A 16,196-nucleotide genomic window follows, 5' to 3' on the forward strand; every position below is an offset into this window, starting at 1 on the left:
ATATAGGCATTACGGCATAGTCGCGCCGCGAAAAAAAGAACCACCCCCTTGGATTTTTCATCCTGGGGCGGTTCCTATTGATACTTGTCCAATTCCACACCTGTACCTTCATTTATGACATACATGATTTCCGCCTTTGTATCGTAAATGAACGATAACAATGACCATCGAATCTGTTGCGCGCGATTCGCCGCTTCCTATACAGAACGTCTGCGCCGCTCCTCGGCATCCAGCAGCTCGAATATATCCTTTTTCAGTTTGGCGAGCGCCTGTTTTTTCATATTTGCTTTATTGGCGTAGCTTCCAAACAAGGACGCTCGAAGATCCTCTTCATTTCGATATAATCCCGGGAAGGTATCCACGATTTCTTTCCGCCGCAGCTTGGTATACATTTTAAATTTTTGCACGATCTCAAAAGCAACGTTGTTATGCTTGGCGTACAAATCTTCCAGACCGAGAACTTCAACATTTTTTTGCATGGACGGATGATATCTCAACGACACGGCCAGCATCTCTTCGCTAGTCAGGAAATCTATATTTTCAATGTTAAACCGGTACTGCAGCAACGGGTCCAGATCTTGCGCTTCATAAGGCGACAGATTAATATCCTCTTTTCCTTTGGCGTGATTGCAGCAAGGACACGACGGAATCAGGTTGTAGAAAGACATCGCGAGATACGGATAATCCGATTTATTATGGAAGTGATCCAGTTGGCTTGTCCGTTTCGTTCCCCGCTGCGGGCGCGTCACATTCCCAATATGGTTGCGATTGCACAAAGGACATACGCGAAGCTTCAATTTCTCCATCAACTGAATCGCGTTGTACCCGGAATTTCCAATTGAGTTCCCTTGCCCTTCAGAAAAGTAGCCGTACATGGTTTGAAAATATGAAATTTCGGGGGGAAAACCCGCTGGCGATAACGCTCTCCCGCCGCAAATAGACCGTATTTCACGCAATTGTTCCGGCTTCGCCTTTATGACGTATTCAAGCGTAAAACGGGGATCGGAGCCTCGCAGCCATCGCTCTGCGGCAGCCACGCTGGAGGTTTTGCTTTTATTCAATTGCGCAACGATCTCCATATAATGCTCATGGGCCAAAAGCTCTTGGGAAACCTCATAAATATTAATCATTTCTACCTTCCTCTTTATCGCGAAGCCTTTCCAGCTCCTGCTGCCAATATTTTAGCTGCCTCAGCGCATGCCGCTCCGGGTCGTTGTCTTCCAGCAACTGATAATACCGCTCCAGTAGTCTATCTGCCACTAACGGTTCTCCAACCGAACGTATCATTGGCAGTAAATAAGCTACCGTCTCTTCGGAAATGAAGTAATATCTCTCTTTCCTAGTTTCAAATAATTCCAATTCCTCAATCAGTTGATTAATCTTGATTCGCGCGAACTCGCCAACAGTCGTCTCCATAAAGAAGCCGAGCGCAAACATATCGTGAATATTGGCGGCGAGCGTTTTTTTGCCGCTGGTTAATCCGTCTTCAACCGCCAGCCTTCCATTTTTGTGCTTCAAATAAACGACGCTGGAGCCCGGCAAATCCGAAAGCAAAAATGGAGAATGCGATGTCATTATGATTTGAAAGCGGTTATTGGGAAACACAATAGTCAAAAAAGAAATGACATCACGAATAAATCTCCGCTGCCATTCCGGGTGGAAATAAAGCTCGCCTTCGTCGATCAGCAACAGCACGTCCTTGGACAATTTTTGATTGTCTCCGAAATATCCGTCCGCTCTTGTAAACAATCTGGCGAACAGATTAAGCATTGCCGTCTGTCCCGAGCTTAAGTTATGCCAGCCAAAATCGAGATAGGGATAGGCCCGGTACGACCCCCGGTATGCTTCTACAAATTGATGAGATCCGCTATTTTTCACATCGCCCAATTCGATCGGGATGGAAAACACCCGCTCCGTCCAATCCTCGATATTCCCTGAGAAAATGTCGTAGAATTTCAATACTTTCATGATATTTTCCAACCAAAGCTTGCGGTCATTCTCATTGCTTCGGTTGATTAGGGCTTGCAGAAAACGTCTTACAAATTGAAAAATCGTTTCCTTTTGCGATTGTACTTTCTCCAGATTGAGCAGACCTAGAATGCTGTCCAAATACGGGTCATTTTGAAAAGCCGCTAACTCCTTCAACAGGCTGCGTACGCTGGCCCTGTATGCGCGGTACATAAAAATGCTTTTTTTCACATCTATTTTTTCCCGGTTGGTGATATCCTTTTTATGAAGCCGCTTCTGCTCTTCGGTTATTTTTTGTTCAATCGCTTTGTTGAATTGTATATAGAACGGTGCGTACGCTTCTAACAATTTGTTGATTTCAAGCTCTGTGTCAGGCCTTGCGTCGCGAAGGCTCACGGTCAGCCGTTCCGGAAGAGGAATCGGGAGCTCCTGTTGATAAGCGGCTTTGTATTTATGCACAAAAAGTACCTGCCGATGAATTTCCTTATCGCGATGGACGTCAATCTCCTTCTGATCCTCCGCAAACCGCTCATCCTCCAGCCGTTGTAAACGATCGCCGCGAATCAGATAGTTGGTCGATAAATTATAGTAATGGGAAGCCTGGTTCTCATAGGAATGATCGAATACATTGGAAAAAAAGATAGCTGAGGATTCCGGCAATGCGCCGGGCGACAGCGCCTTGGGAGATTCGAAACATGGCGAAAGCAGCTCTCTTCCCTGTACTTCCTTTAATTCGATGACGGAATCGTCGTACCAGATCAGATGCCGCTCCCGGCTGTCCTTGATGACGATCAGCGCCTGCTGAATTTCCTGACGGTTCAGAACGACATTTTTAATATAGTCCAGAAAGCTTGTTTTGCCCGTACCGTTCTCCCCCACGAGGGCCGTAATCTGTTTCACAACAGCCGGTTCCGTTGGATCGCCTAAACGGAAGAAATCGGATTGATAATCCGGGTTTTCTGCAATGTGCAAAATACCATTACTATGATCGAAATGGAAACGATACTTCGCACTCAATTGAAAACCGGCATTTTCGAATTGCAGATGCTTTTTAAACCAAATATATAATATTTCCAAGACGTTCAACTCCCCAATGATGGTTCAGTTTTAATTCAAATTCCAATTATGATACTTTCACTTGGGCAAAATTGCCTATTTCAGTTATACTCCACAATGCCGATAAAACTCCAGAACTATTTTTAATAGATCAAATGAACTACAGAATCAACTATTTTAAAGTATCTACTATATAATCTAGTAATGGATTCATTCAATCAGTGGAACTGATATACTTGCTGTCGTTATCGGAAGCAGGCTCAAAATAATAAAATGACCGCCATTCCAACATCCGTAGTTGGAAATGACGGTCATTTTATTTCTGATTAGCCGAGGTGCCTAATGGCCTTCGGTACATGCTAACTATGATTTTTCCAAAGATTTATCTTGCTCAATTACACTTGCTAAACCCGCAGCTGGCACATTGCTTGCAGCCTTCCAGGTTGATCAGCGTAGCGGAGCCGCAGGACGGACAGAGGTCTATCTCTTGATAGGTGGAGCTCTCCTCCTGATGTTCCTCGCTTTTCAAACCAGGAGGGTAATCGACTTCTCCCGATCCGGAACTGTCGGCCTCCACACTCGCCGGAGCCGCCGATGCCCTTCAGATGCTTAATAAGCAGTCTGATCTTCTCACCATGGTCCCCGTAGCGCAGGAACAACGAGCATACACGGCCAAGCGCTTCCGCCATGGCGAATACATCGGAGCCCGCTTTGCCGACATTGAGGAAGATTTCCGCAGGCGTGCCGTCCAGATCATTGATCGTTATATATGCCATGCCGAACGGCGTGTTGATCTTATAGGTCGCTCCGCGCAGCACCGACGGCCGCTTCTTGTATTGTCTGTCCACAGCCGGAGCGAGTTTCAAAGCCGACCCTGACGTAACTTCAGCAGTTACCGTTGCTTCCTGCGCAGCCCACAGCGCTTCACTTGACGCTGGTGCTGCAGCTTCAGCATCATGGTCAGCCTCTACAGCTTCCACACTTTCCACAACCTCGGCTTCAACAAACGAAACGTCGGTACTGTCCTCGCCTGCATCCCCCTTGTCAGCCTCGCTCTTATCTGAGGTAGACAGCACCTGCACATCCCGGCTGCCATCGCGATAGATCGTGACGCCCTTGCAGCCAAGCTCATAAGCCAGCTCGTACAGCCGCTCTGTCTCTTCTACCGTAAAGTCGGCCGGACAATTGGCCGTCTTGGAGATCGAGCTGTCGACCCAGCGCTGAATAGCGGCTTGAGTACGGATGTGATCCTCAGCAGACAGCTGCATCGCGGTTATGAAATAATCCGGAAGCTCTTCCCCTGGATGCGCATCCTTCCACTCCTGAGCAATCGGGACAAGCTGCTTGTCGAAGCCAAGTCGGCTCTGGCGGAAATATTCGAAGGCAAAATACGGCTCGATGCCTGTCGATGTGCCGACCATCGTCCCCGTACTGCCCGTCGGCGCTTGCGTAATGATGGTCACGTTCCGAATGCCGCTCTTGGCAATGGCCTCTCCTACCTCCGGATATGCCTTGATGATTTCCTTCATGAAGCCGCTCTGCACATACTTCTCCCGGTCAAAGGCCGGGAAAGACCCTTTCTCAGAAGCAATGCGAGACGAGGCCAGGTAAGCTTCCTTCGCCATAAAGCCGTACAGCTTATCCAGGAATGCCAGCGACTCCTCGCTGCCATAGCGGATGCCCAGCTTAATCATCAGCTCCGCAAGTCCCATCGTCCCAAGTCCGATCCGCCGCTCGCGCTTCTGGTTCTGTTCATTCTCCTCGAAATGATAAGGCGTCTTATCGATGACATTGTCTAGGAACCGGACAGACCAGCCCGTCACCTTGCCGAGCTCTGCCCAATCGACGTCCTTTTTCTCCGCATCATAGAACTTGGACAGGTTAATCGCGGACAAGTTGCATACGCCCCAGCCCGGCAACCCTTGCTCGCCGCACGGGTTCGTCGAGACGATCGGGTTGAAGTACCAGCTGTTCGACATCTTATTGTACCGCTCCATAAAGACAACGCCCGGCTCTGCCGACTTCCAAGCGGAATGGATAATCCGGTGCCAGATCTCTTTCGCCCGCAGCTTCTTGTAGGTCAGGACGTTTTTGCCAAGCTTGCGCCATTCATCCAGATCGCCATTCCACACCTCATCATAGTCGGGATCCTTCGTATCCGGGAAGACCAGCTCCCAATCCAGGTCGCGCTTGACAGCGTCCATAAAGGCATCGCTCACGCAAACGGACAGGTTGGCGTTCGTCACTTGACCCATCGTTTCCTTCACCGTAATAAATTCAAGCAGGTCGGGATGCCAATCGTTCAGCATCAGCATCAGCGCGCCGCGTCTGCTTCCGCCTTGCTCGATCAAGCCCGTCGTATAGCTGAACAGGCCACCCCAGGAGACCGAGCCGCTGGAGCTTCCATTGACGCCGGCGACGATGGCTCTGCGGGGGCGTAGCGAAGAGAGATTCATGCCTACGCCGCCGCCGCGCGCCATAATTTCCGTCATATTCGTGAGCGTCTTCATAATGCCTCCGCGGCTATCATGCGGAGATGGAACCACATAGCAATTAAACAGGGTCAACTCATCGCTCGCACCGGCTCCCGCCGCAATGCGTCCGCCGGGCACCAGCTTCCAGTCGTCCAGGATCTCCCGGAACTTTCTCTCCCACTCCACTCGCTTGGCAGGCGTTCGCTCTACGGATGCCATCGCTTCGGCAAGCCGGTCCCACATCTGATCAGGCGACAGCTCAATCGGATGAGTCAGCCTTCCGGTCGTCGTCTGCAATAGCTCGCCGTCTCCAGTCTTGACGGTCACCTGCTCCCCCTCGCGGCTAACCACTTCGACGACCTCCTTCACTGGAAACTTGGCATCGTCCTTCAGCAAGGCAAGCACGGTGTCCCCGGCCTTTACCCGCCCCGCATCCTCATGCTTGCGCGCATACCTGTCCAAAAATATTTTTTCGCTAAGTCCCGTTAATCTCCGCATTCCGATTCTCTCCCTTCAATCCTATGAATCGCATCAAAAATCAACATATTGTATGTATTTATTATTATAACACACTATATATAGATAATCTTATGACAGAACCGTGAATCTTATTAATATGCCTCAGGAAGGCTATACTAATGACAACTAACCGCTGCAACTAGTGAAAGGAGCACTAAGATGACCTTCGACTCTAAGACGCAGAACAGCACGGAGGGCGAATCTCCATACGCGAGACGCAAGCTGCATCCGCATGTTGACCTGCAAATTGACCGTTCCTGGTTCGATGAGCTTCAGCTACGGATGAGCCGCAATGGCCCGTGGGATGACTGGACGCTCTATCAGCTCGCCATGGAAGCGGAGCAAGCCAAACGGGTTGAGAGCTTCGAGCAGCTGCAATGCCTGCGCACGCTTCCTTCCTTTGAACCGATGCCCCATCAGATCGGCACCGCCAGCAAAGTGCTGCATGAAATGGGAGGCAGGGCGATACTAGCTGACGAAGTAGGCCTTGGCAAAACGATCGAGGCCGGCCTGGTGCTGAAGGAATACATGGTGCGCGGGCTAGTCAAACGCGCGCTTATACTTGTGCCGGCTTCTCTCGTGCTCCAATGGGTAAGAGAGCTGAACCAGAAATTCGGCATATCCGCCGTCGCCCAGAAGAAGGAACATACGTGGGGCTACGATGTCGTCGTCGCTTCCATGGATACAGCCAAACGCGACCCGCACCGGGAGCGCGTGCTAGGCACCGATTACGACCTGATCATTATTGACGAGGCTCATAAGCTCAAGAACAAAAAAACAACCAACTACCAATTTGCAACCCAGCTGCGCAAGAAGTATTGCCTGCTGCTTACTGCCACGCCGATCCAGAACGATCTGGACGAGCTATACAATCTGATTACCTTGCTGAAGCCCGGCCAACTCGGCGGACAAAGTGATTTTGCCGCCAATTTCGTTGTCGACAAGCGGCTGCCGAAGAACGAGGATCAGCTGCAGGAAGCGTTGTCCTCCGTTATGATCCGCAACCGGAGAGGAGACGGCGGCATTCACTTCACCAAGCGCTTCGTCAAGAACATTCCGCTCTCGCTGTCGCCGGAGGAGAAGGCTCTTTATGATGCCGTCACCGGCTTCGTGAAGGAGCGTTATGACGAAAGCGGCGGCGATCTGACCAGCATGCTGTCGCTTGTAACGCTGCAGCGGGAAGTATGCAGCAGCAGAGATGCCGTCTTCCTTACATTAGTCAATCTATTCAAGAAAACAACGGAAGACTCCCCTCTTCGTCCGAAAATTTGGGAGCTGGTAGAGAAGATTAAAGGCATCACCGCTAATACGAAAGCTGAAAAAGCGATGGAGCTCGTGAAAGAAATGAACGAGAAAGTCATCATCTTTACGGAGTACCGTGCGACGCAGGAATATTTGCTGCAGTTTTTCCGCGCCCATAATATGATGGCCGTTCCTTACCGCGGCGGCATGAACCGAGGCAAAAAGGACTGGATGATGGATCTGTTCCGCGGACGCGCGCAGATTCTGATTGCGACCGAAGCAGGCGGCGAAGGCATTAACCTGCAATTTTGTCACCATATGATCAACTTCGATCTGCCTTGGAACCCGATGCGGGTAGAGCAGCGGATTGGCCGCGTTCACAGGCTCGGGCAAACCGAGGACGTCAAGATTTACAACCTGTGCACGCTTGGCACTATTGAAGAGCATATCGTCAATTTGCTGCATGAGAAAATCAACCTGTTCGAGCTGGTTATCGGAGAGCTGGATCATATTCTGGAGAAGCTGGAGGGCGGCGAATCGCTGGAGCAGCGGCTTGCCAAAGTGCTGCTGGAATCCGGCAATGACCAGGATCATCTGAAGCGCCAATTGAACTCACTTGGCAGCTCTATCAGCCAAATCCGCCATGCCGTGAAGGCAAGCGGAGACAACCCTTATTCCGCCGGGCCCGATCTGCTGGTGAAGATGGATAAGCTTGGACAAACCGTGGAGGTAGAGCCATGAACACGAAGCAGATTCATAAGTATGTGAACCGTTATCTGGAGGCTACCGATTGCTCCATTATCGAGAAATCGCCTGCCCACTTTACAGTAAAGCTGTCGCCCGATGCCGACAGAGAGCTGACTAACCGCCCATATTATTGGAGCTTTGTGGACCGGGTAGGCGCGGAGCCGGAGACGATGACCTTCCTGTTCGTCACAGACCAGGAGAAATACGAAGCGCTTCAGAACGAACCCCTGCCAGAGAAGAAAGAAGCGTCCGACAGCCAGACAGCCGCAGCAGATGCAGCCCTGGCCCGCTCCTTCGGGTTCATCAACAGCTCAGTCAATGCGCCCCGCATTCCAAGGCATGACGTCTACTTCGGCTCGCAAAAGCTGGAGCAGCTGTTCGGAGCTGCGAAGGCGCGCGGCAGCTTCGTCTATCTATTCCAGGAGGCAGATAAGCGAAGCGCCACCCCGTACAGCTCGACGCCTTATACGGCCTGGCTTGGCGTCAATGTGCGGGTCGAATTCGCCTGCGACCGCAAGCGCGAGGAAATCCACAGCTTTGGCGTATCGCTTGTAACCGGCTATTGCGCGGATCGCTTCCACGACCGGCTGCTGGAGCTGAAGCTTACGCCTCGGCTTCCGTCCAATATCCATGTAACAAAAAATGGCATATCATTCGCCAAGGCGCAATCGATCGTAGAGCAAGCGCTGGAGCGCAAGCTGAAAAACTATGATTACACCTGGGCCGGGGACGCCTCCGCCAGGCTGCAAGAAGAGCTGGATCGGATAGAAGCCTACTACAAGCCGCTTCTCCAGCATGCGACAGATGAGAATAAGCCGTCAATTCAAGAGCAGTATGAACAGCGGCAAGCGGAGACCAGATGGCAATACGAACCCCGGGTGACGGCTTCCGTCATTAACTGCGGCGTTTTTCACCTGGAGGGCATCGATTGAATAGAAATAGACGGAAACCGCATCATTGCGGCAAAAAAACCTCCATTATTTATCATGCGGCGCGACAGGTTGCAACAGCCTTCTTAAAGCCTGTCCGCTACACTTGGATGGAGGTGATGACATAATGTCTAAAATCGCATCCAAATCATGGATTGCAGTTCTGCTAATCCTCTGGTGTCTTGCAGCAGGAATCGGCAGCTTTCAGGTTCATGCTTCGACAACCGGACAAGCTGCAATGCCGGACGTTCGGAAGCAGGCAAAGCTCTGGGCGGACGAGCTTTCGGCCAAGCCCGGATACAAGTCCTGGAAGGGCTCCAACATTGCCGTCTCTCCGCTTGGTCCCGGTACGCATAGCTGGCTTGCTGTTATTCAGAACACATCCCAAATTCCTGTCGGTTATCTGGTCATTCATGCCACAGAGGAAGGCGGCTACCAGCTAGGTGAATACGGTACCGGCTCTTACCCTTTGTTCAATGAACAATCGCTGCAGCTTTCCCTGCTGCAGCTTGAACTCATACCTAAGCAAATAAAGGCAGAGCGGGTATATAGCCATCCCCTGCATGTTGCCTGGCGGATTACTTCAAGATCTGTCGTACATTATACAGATGCCGTTTCCGGAGAGGAGCTTCCTGTCAGCAAGGATGACGATTGGACTCCATCCGGCGAGCAGGATCTTGCAGAAGGCTTGATAGAAGCCGGCACCAATCTGAAAAGCTCAACCGTTAACCCGTCATTTGATCCGTATGGCCGTCTGCCTTGGCTGACGAAAGCGCCAATACCGCTAAGTGACCAGAAATATACTGCTTTGCTCAAGTCTATTACCGAAAAGAAAGAAATTCGTTACACTGTGGAATCTTTTGAGGGGAAAATGCTTCAAGTTTGGTCCGTTGTAGGCTTTGATACGTGGAATGGCGGCCAGCTTTATCTCGCCTTATCCAGGGAAGAGTCCGATGACCGCCGATATATGCCGATTAAGCTGCTGGTGGAACAAGGAAAGTTTTATCGTTAAGGATTGCGCTCGGTGCGGCTTTTGCTGCGCCACCAGATCATTAAGCTGGCAGGCCCCCATCCGAACCATCGCGTCAGCCAAGGCTCTCTTTGCGCCTTGGCTGTTGTTCGTGCTTGCTTCCGCTGCTCCGCAGGCGTCTCCATATACTGCACCAATTGCTCGGTCACGTATTTGACCAGATCATTGCCTCCCGCCATGTCCGTCACCCCCCGTAATGTCTTGCTATCTAAAGCTTTCCCCATTCTTTTTGCGCCTAACCATGCATGAGTTTACCTTCCGTAAGCCACGATAACGTACAGGAAGGCTTATCATGATGGCTGGATGTTTTTGGACAATTTGAATTTACGCGGGAGGCTGCAATCATGCATCGGTTGCTTTTGATCGGTTTAATTGCGCTAACATGCACGTTATGGGGACATGCTCCATCGGCATGGGCATGGGAGGAAAAACAATCAGAGCGAGCGGACGAGGAGCAGCATTGGACGCTACCGCATACGACAGTCATTATTGACGTCGGGCATGGCGGGATCGACGGCGGGGCGTCCCACGGCGCAACACTCGAGAAGGATATCAATTTGGCGATCGCAAGCAAGCTTTATGTGATATTGCGAAGCCAAGGCATCCCGGCGATTATGAATCGCACAGGCGATTACGCGCTAAGCGATGAGAACAGATGGCATAATACCCGTTCGCGCCACCGCAAGGATCTGTCTCAGCGCAGGCAGTTAACGGAAGAGATTGGAAGTGAGCTGCTGATCAGCCTGCATGTCAATTCCGCACGCAACAGCGGGAAGCGTGGGCCGCTTGTCCTGCATCAAGATGCAGGGGAAAGCGCCTTGCTGGCCTTTTGCCTGCAAGACGCGCTGAACCGGCAGCAAGCAACGGCCAGCCTTCCCCGGTTAGGCGAGCCGTTTTATTTGCTGCGGCGAGTCGATCAGCCCTCCGTCATTGTCGAGATGGGCTTCATCAGCAATGCAGCCGACAGGGTCATGCTGACCGATTCTTCCAAGCAGAATGAAATTGCGCATGCCATTGCCTCAGGGATTCGGCAGTATAAATGGGTCGCCCATTGATTGTTGAACCATATCGGACAGCTTCACGAACGTAGCAATGTCTTGTATGCCCGGGATAGACTGCTTCAGCACGGAAGCGGTCTTTCTTCCCGGCGGTCCGACGTGGCCGATCGTTACTGCACTGTCATGAGTCTCCAGATGCTTGCGAAGTACCGATACTTGCTTCGATATATGCTGCTCTGTGTAGACATCATCAAGAAACACATTGTTCATTAGCACAGGAATTCCGACTTCCTCGGCAATCTTAGGCACAACAGACAAATGGGTAGTGCGGCTATCCAGAAAAAATAATCCGCGCTCCTTGCATACCGTCAGCACGACGCGCATGATCCTTTCATTCGCGGTAATTTTGGAGCCCATATGATTATTCATTCCTACAGCATGGGGCACGTTGTCTATAGCTTCCTCCACTCGTTTGCGCACTTCCTCATCGCTGAGATCAATTGTAATTGCACCGGGGCCCAGCCACTTCTTCAGCCCTTTGTTGGGCTCCATCGGCATATGAACGATTACGTCATGGCCCTGCTCATGGGCATGCTCGGCATCCTCGCGAGTCGAAGGCATAAACGGCATGACTGCAACCGTTATCTTTACCGGCAAATTAAGCATCTCCTCGGTTCCCGGCATGCCGTTGCCGAAATCATCAATGACGATAGCCACGCTGCGGCTGCCTCCCGTGTTGCTCTCCTGACCCAAAGCCTCTTGTACAGCAAGGGCCTCCGCTGTAACAGGCTCCGCCGGCATTGCAGCAAGCATGAATAAGCCGATGCTCCACTTCAACAACAAGCTTGTACGAATTTTCCCTTTAATCCGATACGCGTTCGCGTTCATCAGATGACTCCCCTCTTTTCTGTTATGATTGAACGATTCTCAGCTTATCCTTTCCTTTAAAGGAACAAATTATGAAACGATGAAAAGGCGATAAAACTGAAAATTTAAACTTCAAACCAAAAGGTTGACTTGTACTTATTGCCATGCGACAATAAGCTTCGTTAATAAGTTATGCGGTCGTGGCGGAATTGGCAGACGCGCTGGATTCAGGTTCCAGTGGTAGCAATACCGTGGAGGTTCGAGTCCTCTCGACCGCACCAACCTTGTATGTGAAGCTCATGAATTGCGAAGCCGCAGTTTGTGGGTTTTTTTGTGTGATTATTTCAGATTGCGCTTAGATTTCCCTGGCCAGCCATGGCCCATATCTGATGTCACCTTTAAGTTTCACTAATGCTTGAACGCTGCCTGGGTGTCTTCTCCCAGGCTTTTTTTATCTAGCGGAATCCCCTCCTCACAACACTTTATCTCGATTAGGAAAATAATGCTTGACCATCCTTCAGCTTTTATGATAAGATCGTTTTCGTTGACGTCATAAGATATGCGGTCGTGGCGGAATTGGCAGACGCGCTAGATTCAGGTTCTAGTGGTGTAACAGCCGTGGAGGTTCGAGTCCTCTCGACCGCACCATAACGGACTCAACAGGCTTTCAATCCTTGGATTGGAAGCTTTTTTTGTGTCCCGGGAATATAAAAAAGACGCCAATTGGAATTAGCGTCCCTTAAGAGCCAGTTATATTTGTCTTTTGAAGTAGACATCTTCGGGATAATAGTACAGATTTGCTTTGCCCTCTCCTCCAAAGCCGTGATACCGATGGGGATCGTCAATATCGAGAGATGCATCCCGCACTGTACCCCAATTGCTGTGAAACATGATAAATGGAATGCCGATGCCGCGGTCCCCGCTTTCATTTTGCAGAAAACCGTATCTATTGTAATTGAAGTTCCCTCCTGTTAATAAAGGGCCGCTCTCATCCAAATTGATCCCATAGAGATCCGCGCTTTCGTCCCCATGCAAGGCCAGCTTGCGATAAGACGCCGCCGGGAAGTCTCTTACAGCGCTGAACAAATCGGTCAACGCAAACCCGCTGTTTGGATGAGGAACCTCATTGGGCAGTCCTACATATTTGATTTCATTGGCGTAAGTGACGAACAGTTCCCCGCTGCGATCAGCCTGCAATTGATAGGAGTATAACTTATTCTCCACTCGCACGGTGAAGGAAGCAGTCAAACTGTGTAATCTTTTATCCTTCTCTTGCTGCTCGGGATAGTTGTACAAGACGACACCAAATCGGTCACCCGCCGTTACGACCGGAACGGCTTCCGGATATCCAATCGCCTGTAGAATGCTTTGTGTTATCAACTGGGGATCAATTTCATTAGTCTGCTTATAGGGAAAAGGTACTTTTGCTTGCTTTGGAGCCCCATTCTCCTTTGCCCATACAAACCATACGCCTAGGCTGACTATTAGTATAATCATAATGGCCAAAGCTCTTAATTGAGGGCTCTTTAATTTATCGTTCATCCCGATTCCCCTTTCCAATGAATTCGCCAATATAATAACGTCAATCCAAAGGGAGAAGTTATAAATAATTTCAAATTATTGCAAAACAAAGAGCGCAAGCTTAAAGGCCATCCAGCCATAAAGCTTGCGCTCTCCATGCTCCAACGTTATATTCCTTACTCCCCGTAACGCTCCAGCACCCGATAGATCGCATCTGTGCCGAAGCCGACTGCTTCTACAGGAATACGTTCATCCGCCGCATGAATCAGTTTGGTGAACTGCAGATCCCCCGGCAGCGGCATGGGTAGAAATCCATAGGTCTGAATACCGAGTCCCGCAAACAATCTGCCGTCCGTTCCTCCAGGCAGAAGCATCGGCACGGGAACTGCCTCCTTGTCCGCTTCCTTCAGCACGTCGGACAATAATCCGAACATGCACATGTCGGGAGAAGCGGCGCAAGGATCATGACGAAGTACTTCAAGCCGGATAGATCGGTCTATCGCATGCTCATAGAGCTCCTCCATGAATTGCTCCGGCGTTACACCAGGCAGCGTTCTGCCGTCCAGCTCGACGGTGATTTCGCTGGGATGCACATTGATCTTTTCGCCGCCGCGCACGACGGTAGCGCTGACCGTATTGCGCAGTAGCGGCTCGAATGTGCTCCCTTTCTCGCCGAGCAGCTTCAATATGACTTGGCTTAGCCGCGGTCGCAGCAGCCCTCTCAGCAGCATGCCCGGCAGGAGTGGCAGTTCGCCCGCCATGCCTTCAATCATGTACCGGGCTGCAGGATGAGGTCGGATCGGCAGCTTATTGCGGCTTAGCGACTGAAGCATTCGGCCCAGCTGCGCCATGCAGTCCGTGCCTGCTTTGCCGAGCGAGCCATGCCCCCCATCTCCCCGAATCGTCGCTTTCAGCCAGCAAAGCTGCTTCTCCGCTACCATTACGGGATAAAAGGTTTTCCCAAGCGCATGGAATGAAAAACCGCCAAACTCGCCAATCGCATACTGAACATCCTTAAAGTAGTTGGCATGCTCACGGACCAGATAGGAGGCGCCATATTCACCTCCCGCCTCCTCATCGCTCACGATCGCCAGAATGATATCGCCGCGCAGCGGAAGCTTGCGGACATGCGCCCTTAGAAATGCTGACAGCAGCATCGCCACGCCGCCTTTCATATCGAGCGCCCCCCGCCCCCAGACGAAATCGTCATGAATCTCGCCTCCGAACGGGTCCCGGCTCCAGACTTGCTTGTCAACGCCGACGACATCTACATGACCGTAGAGCAGCAAGGGAGGAGCTTCCCCGCTTCCCTTCAATCTTGCCAGCAAATTAGGCCTTTCCGGATCAAGCGCTTCAATTCGCGTCGGAATGCCCGCATCCTCCAGCAATTCCCGGATATACATGATGCACGCTGCTTCTTCGCCCGGCGGATTGGTCGTATTGAATCCAATGAGCTTTTGCAGAATTTCGACGGGAGAGGGCAGCAATGCCAAGTTATCGCAGATGCCCCGCTTGTTCCAATCGAGCGTTTGCCGGATCATCATGCTCCAGCTCCTTCCTGTTAAATGCTGTTTGCATATTGACGCTCGGATTGCAGAGCTCCCGGCAGCTCATGCAAACCGAACTCATCCCTAAGCCTGGACAGCCGCCGCTCTCTCTCTTCGGCCGGCGCTCCTTTCGTGCGGAACACGGACTCCAGCATAGCAATCGCCTCCGATACATGCTCTTCCTTCACTTCTCCGCCCGACTGCCGCAGCCCCTCGATCAACTGCTGGACATGGCGGTAAGGAGCTACGACCCCTTGCTCGTACTCCGCCGCATTCCAGTTCCGGTTGCGCACACAAGTAGCAATAGCAAGACAGCGGTTCAGCAATCCGATCGAATATTCGCCGTTTTGCCGGTTTGCCGCTGCCAGCAGCGCTTCATCTTCTCTGTCATCGAAGGCGTACACACGCAGTCGCGCTGATTGCGACAAACGCTTTAATACCGCGCCCGGCCCAAGCTCAACAGCGGCAGCTATATTATGGTTCTCAAGGTACTGGACGACCGAGATCCAATCGACAGGGTCCGTCAGCCCCCTCGCGAGCAGCTTCGGAACGTCTCCCGCATTCTGATATGGCAAGCCGGTCAGGGAGGATACAACGGGAAAGGCTGGCTCTGCGAAGGTTATTCGCTCCAGCACATCGGCGAATTGCGCTGCGGCTGGAGCCATTAACGGGCTGTGGAACGGCGCGCTCACCTGCAGCGGAATGACGGATGCGCCATACTCTGTCAACCGTTCGGATACTTGGCGTACAGCCTCCTGATGCCCGGATATGACCGTTTGCTGCAATGAATTGATGTTGGATACCACTACGACGCCATCCCCGCTTACTGCATCCGAGCTTGCGACGGAGCATGCCATCGCAACTGTCTCAGGGCTAAGTCCGCCCACGGCCGCCATCGCACCGGTGCCCGATGCGGCAGCCTCTTGCATCAGCTCGCCGCGTCTGCGCACAAGCCGAAGCGCATCCGGGAATGCTATCGCGCCCGCACAGGTCAATGCCGTTATTTCGCCCAGGCTGTGCCCGGCCGCCATGGCAGGCACGTATCCCCACTCCCGGCTGTATATCCGGTACATAGCTACGCCCAGCGCAAGTATGGCAGGCTGCGCATTCTCTGTTTTGGTCAGCTCAGCCATCGGCCCTTCAGCCATAAGCTGGTCCAGCCGCATGCCCAGCGCTTCGTTCGCTTCATCCAGCGTTTCTCGGGCCATCTCATAGCGCTCGCTTAGCGCCTTCCCCATTCCGACGCGCTGCGAGCCCTGGCCCGGAAACCATACCGCATGCTTGTCCAGCATCATCAC

The 16,196-nt window shown here is 51.7% G+C and carries 12 protein-coding genes and 2 tRNA genes; 6 read left to right on the forward strand and 8 right to left on the reverse strand.

Annotated features, from left to right (window positions below; translation table 11 throughout):
- Window positions 1–197: 197 nt before the first annotated feature.
- The 3 genes from D3P09_RS04090 to D3P09_RS04100 form a co-directional block, all read right to left on the reverse strand.
- On the reverse strand, window positions 198–1,130 hold the full coding sequence (locus D3P09_RS04090) for a hypothetical protein (protein WP_120107430.1): 933 nt from the start codon (window positions 1,128–1,130) through the stop codon (window positions 198–200).
- Window positions 1,123–2,868 carry an AAA family ATPase gene (locus D3P09_RS04095; RefSeq protein WP_165867305.1) on the reverse strand — a complete coding sequence of 582 codons (1,746 nt, stop codon included), beginning with the start codon at window positions 2,866–2,868 and terminating at the stop codon, window positions 1,123–1,125. The genes D3P09_RS04090 and D3P09_RS04095 overlap by 8 nt, the downstream gene beginning before the upstream one ends.
- 560 nt (window positions 2,869–3,428) lie before the next feature.
- Window positions 3,429–5,996, reverse strand: coding sequence for an adenosylcobalamin-dependent ribonucleoside-diphosphate reductase (locus D3P09_RS04100; RefSeq protein ID WP_424452031.1), 2,568 nt, complete (start codon window positions 5,994–5,996; stop codon window positions 3,429–3,431).
- 180 nt (window positions 5,997–6,176) lie between these two features.
- On the opposite strand from D3P09_RS04100, the gene D3P09_RS04105 reads away from it, so the two are divergent.
- The 3 genes from D3P09_RS04105 to D3P09_RS04115 all read left to right on the forward strand — a co-directional run bounded on the left by D3P09_RS04105 (window position 6,177) and on the right by D3P09_RS04115 (window position 9,947).
- Window positions 6,177–8,000, forward strand: coding sequence for a DEAD/DEAH box helicase (locus D3P09_RS04105; protein ID WP_120107434.1), 1,824 nt, complete (start codon window positions 6,177–6,179; stop codon window positions 7,998–8,000).
- Window positions 7,997–8,938, forward strand: coding sequence for a YqhG family protein (locus D3P09_RS04110; protein ID WP_120107436.1), 942 nt, complete (start codon window positions 7,997–7,999; stop codon window positions 8,936–8,938). The genes D3P09_RS04105 and D3P09_RS04110 overlap by 4 nt, the downstream gene beginning before the upstream one ends.
- Before the next feature lie 124 nt (window positions 8,939–9,062).
- Window positions 9,063–9,947, forward strand: coding sequence for a hypothetical protein (locus D3P09_RS04115; RefSeq protein ID WP_120107438.1), 885 nt, complete (start codon window positions 9,063–9,065; stop codon window positions 9,945–9,947).
- Here D3P09_RS04115 and D3P09_RS04120 read toward each other — a convergent pair.
- Window positions 9,944–10,144, reverse strand: coding sequence for a YqzE family protein (locus tag D3P09_RS04120; RefSeq protein WP_120107440.1), 201 nt, complete (start codon window positions 10,142–10,144; stop codon window positions 9,944–9,946). The genes D3P09_RS04115 and D3P09_RS04120 overlap by 4 nt on opposite strands.
- 165 nt (window positions 10,145–10,309) lie before the next feature.
- On the opposite strand from D3P09_RS04120, the gene D3P09_RS04125 reads away from it, so the two are divergent.
- Window positions 10,310–11,020, forward strand: coding sequence for an N-acetylmuramoyl-L-alanine amidase family protein (locus D3P09_RS04125; RefSeq protein WP_120107442.1), 711 nt, complete (start codon window positions 10,310–10,312; stop codon window positions 11,018–11,020).
- On the opposite strand, the gene D3P09_RS04130 is transcribed toward D3P09_RS04125, so the two are convergent.
- Window positions 10,985–11,851, reverse strand: coding sequence for a divergent polysaccharide deacetylase family protein (locus tag D3P09_RS04130; RefSeq protein ID WP_243643893.1), 867 nt, complete (start codon window positions 11,849–11,851; stop codon window positions 10,985–10,987). The two genes, D3P09_RS04125 and D3P09_RS04130, sit on opposite strands and share 36 nt — an antisense overlap.
- Before the next feature lie 173 nt (window positions 11,852–12,024).
- Between D3P09_RS04130 and D3P09_RS04135 the strand changes: the two genes are divergently transcribed.
- Together D3P09_RS04135 and D3P09_RS04140 are read left to right on the forward strand one after the other, a co-directional pair.
- A tRNA-Leu gene (locus tag D3P09_RS04135) sits at window positions 12,025–12,111 on the forward strand.
- 280 nt (window positions 12,112–12,391) lie between these two features.
- Window positions 12,392–12,478 (forward strand) — tRNA-Leu (locus D3P09_RS04140).
- 102 nt (window positions 12,479–12,580) lie between these two features.
- Here D3P09_RS04140 and D3P09_RS04145 read toward each other — a convergent pair.
- The 3 genes from D3P09_RS04145 to fabD all read right to left on the reverse strand — a co-directional run bounded on the left by D3P09_RS04145 (window position 12,581) and on the right by fabD (window position 16,193).
- On the reverse strand, window positions 12,581–13,372 hold the full coding sequence (locus tag D3P09_RS04145) for a hypothetical protein (RefSeq protein WP_120107444.1): 792 nt from the start codon (window positions 13,370–13,372) through the stop codon (window positions 12,581–12,583).
- 155 nt (window positions 13,373–13,527) lie between these two features.
- Complete coding sequence (locus tag D3P09_RS04150) at window positions 13,528–14,895, reverse strand: M20/M25/M40 family metallo-hydrolase (protein ID WP_120107446.1); 1,368 nt, start codon at window positions 14,893–14,895, stop codon at window positions 13,528–13,530.
- A 17-nt stretch (window positions 14,896–14,912) separates the two neighbouring features.
- A complete protein-coding gene (fabD, locus tag D3P09_RS04155) occupies window positions 14,913–16,193 on the reverse strand; it encodes an ACP S-malonyltransferase (RefSeq protein ID WP_243643894.1) in 1,281 nt (426 codons plus the stop codon).
- Window positions 16,194–16,196 lie beyond the last annotated feature (3 nt).

Source organism: Paenibacillus pinisoli (genome assembly GCF_003605435.1).
Classification (GTDB): domain Bacteria; phylum Bacillota; class Bacilli; order Paenibacillales; family Paenibacillaceae; genus Pristimantibacillus; species Pristimantibacillus pinisoli.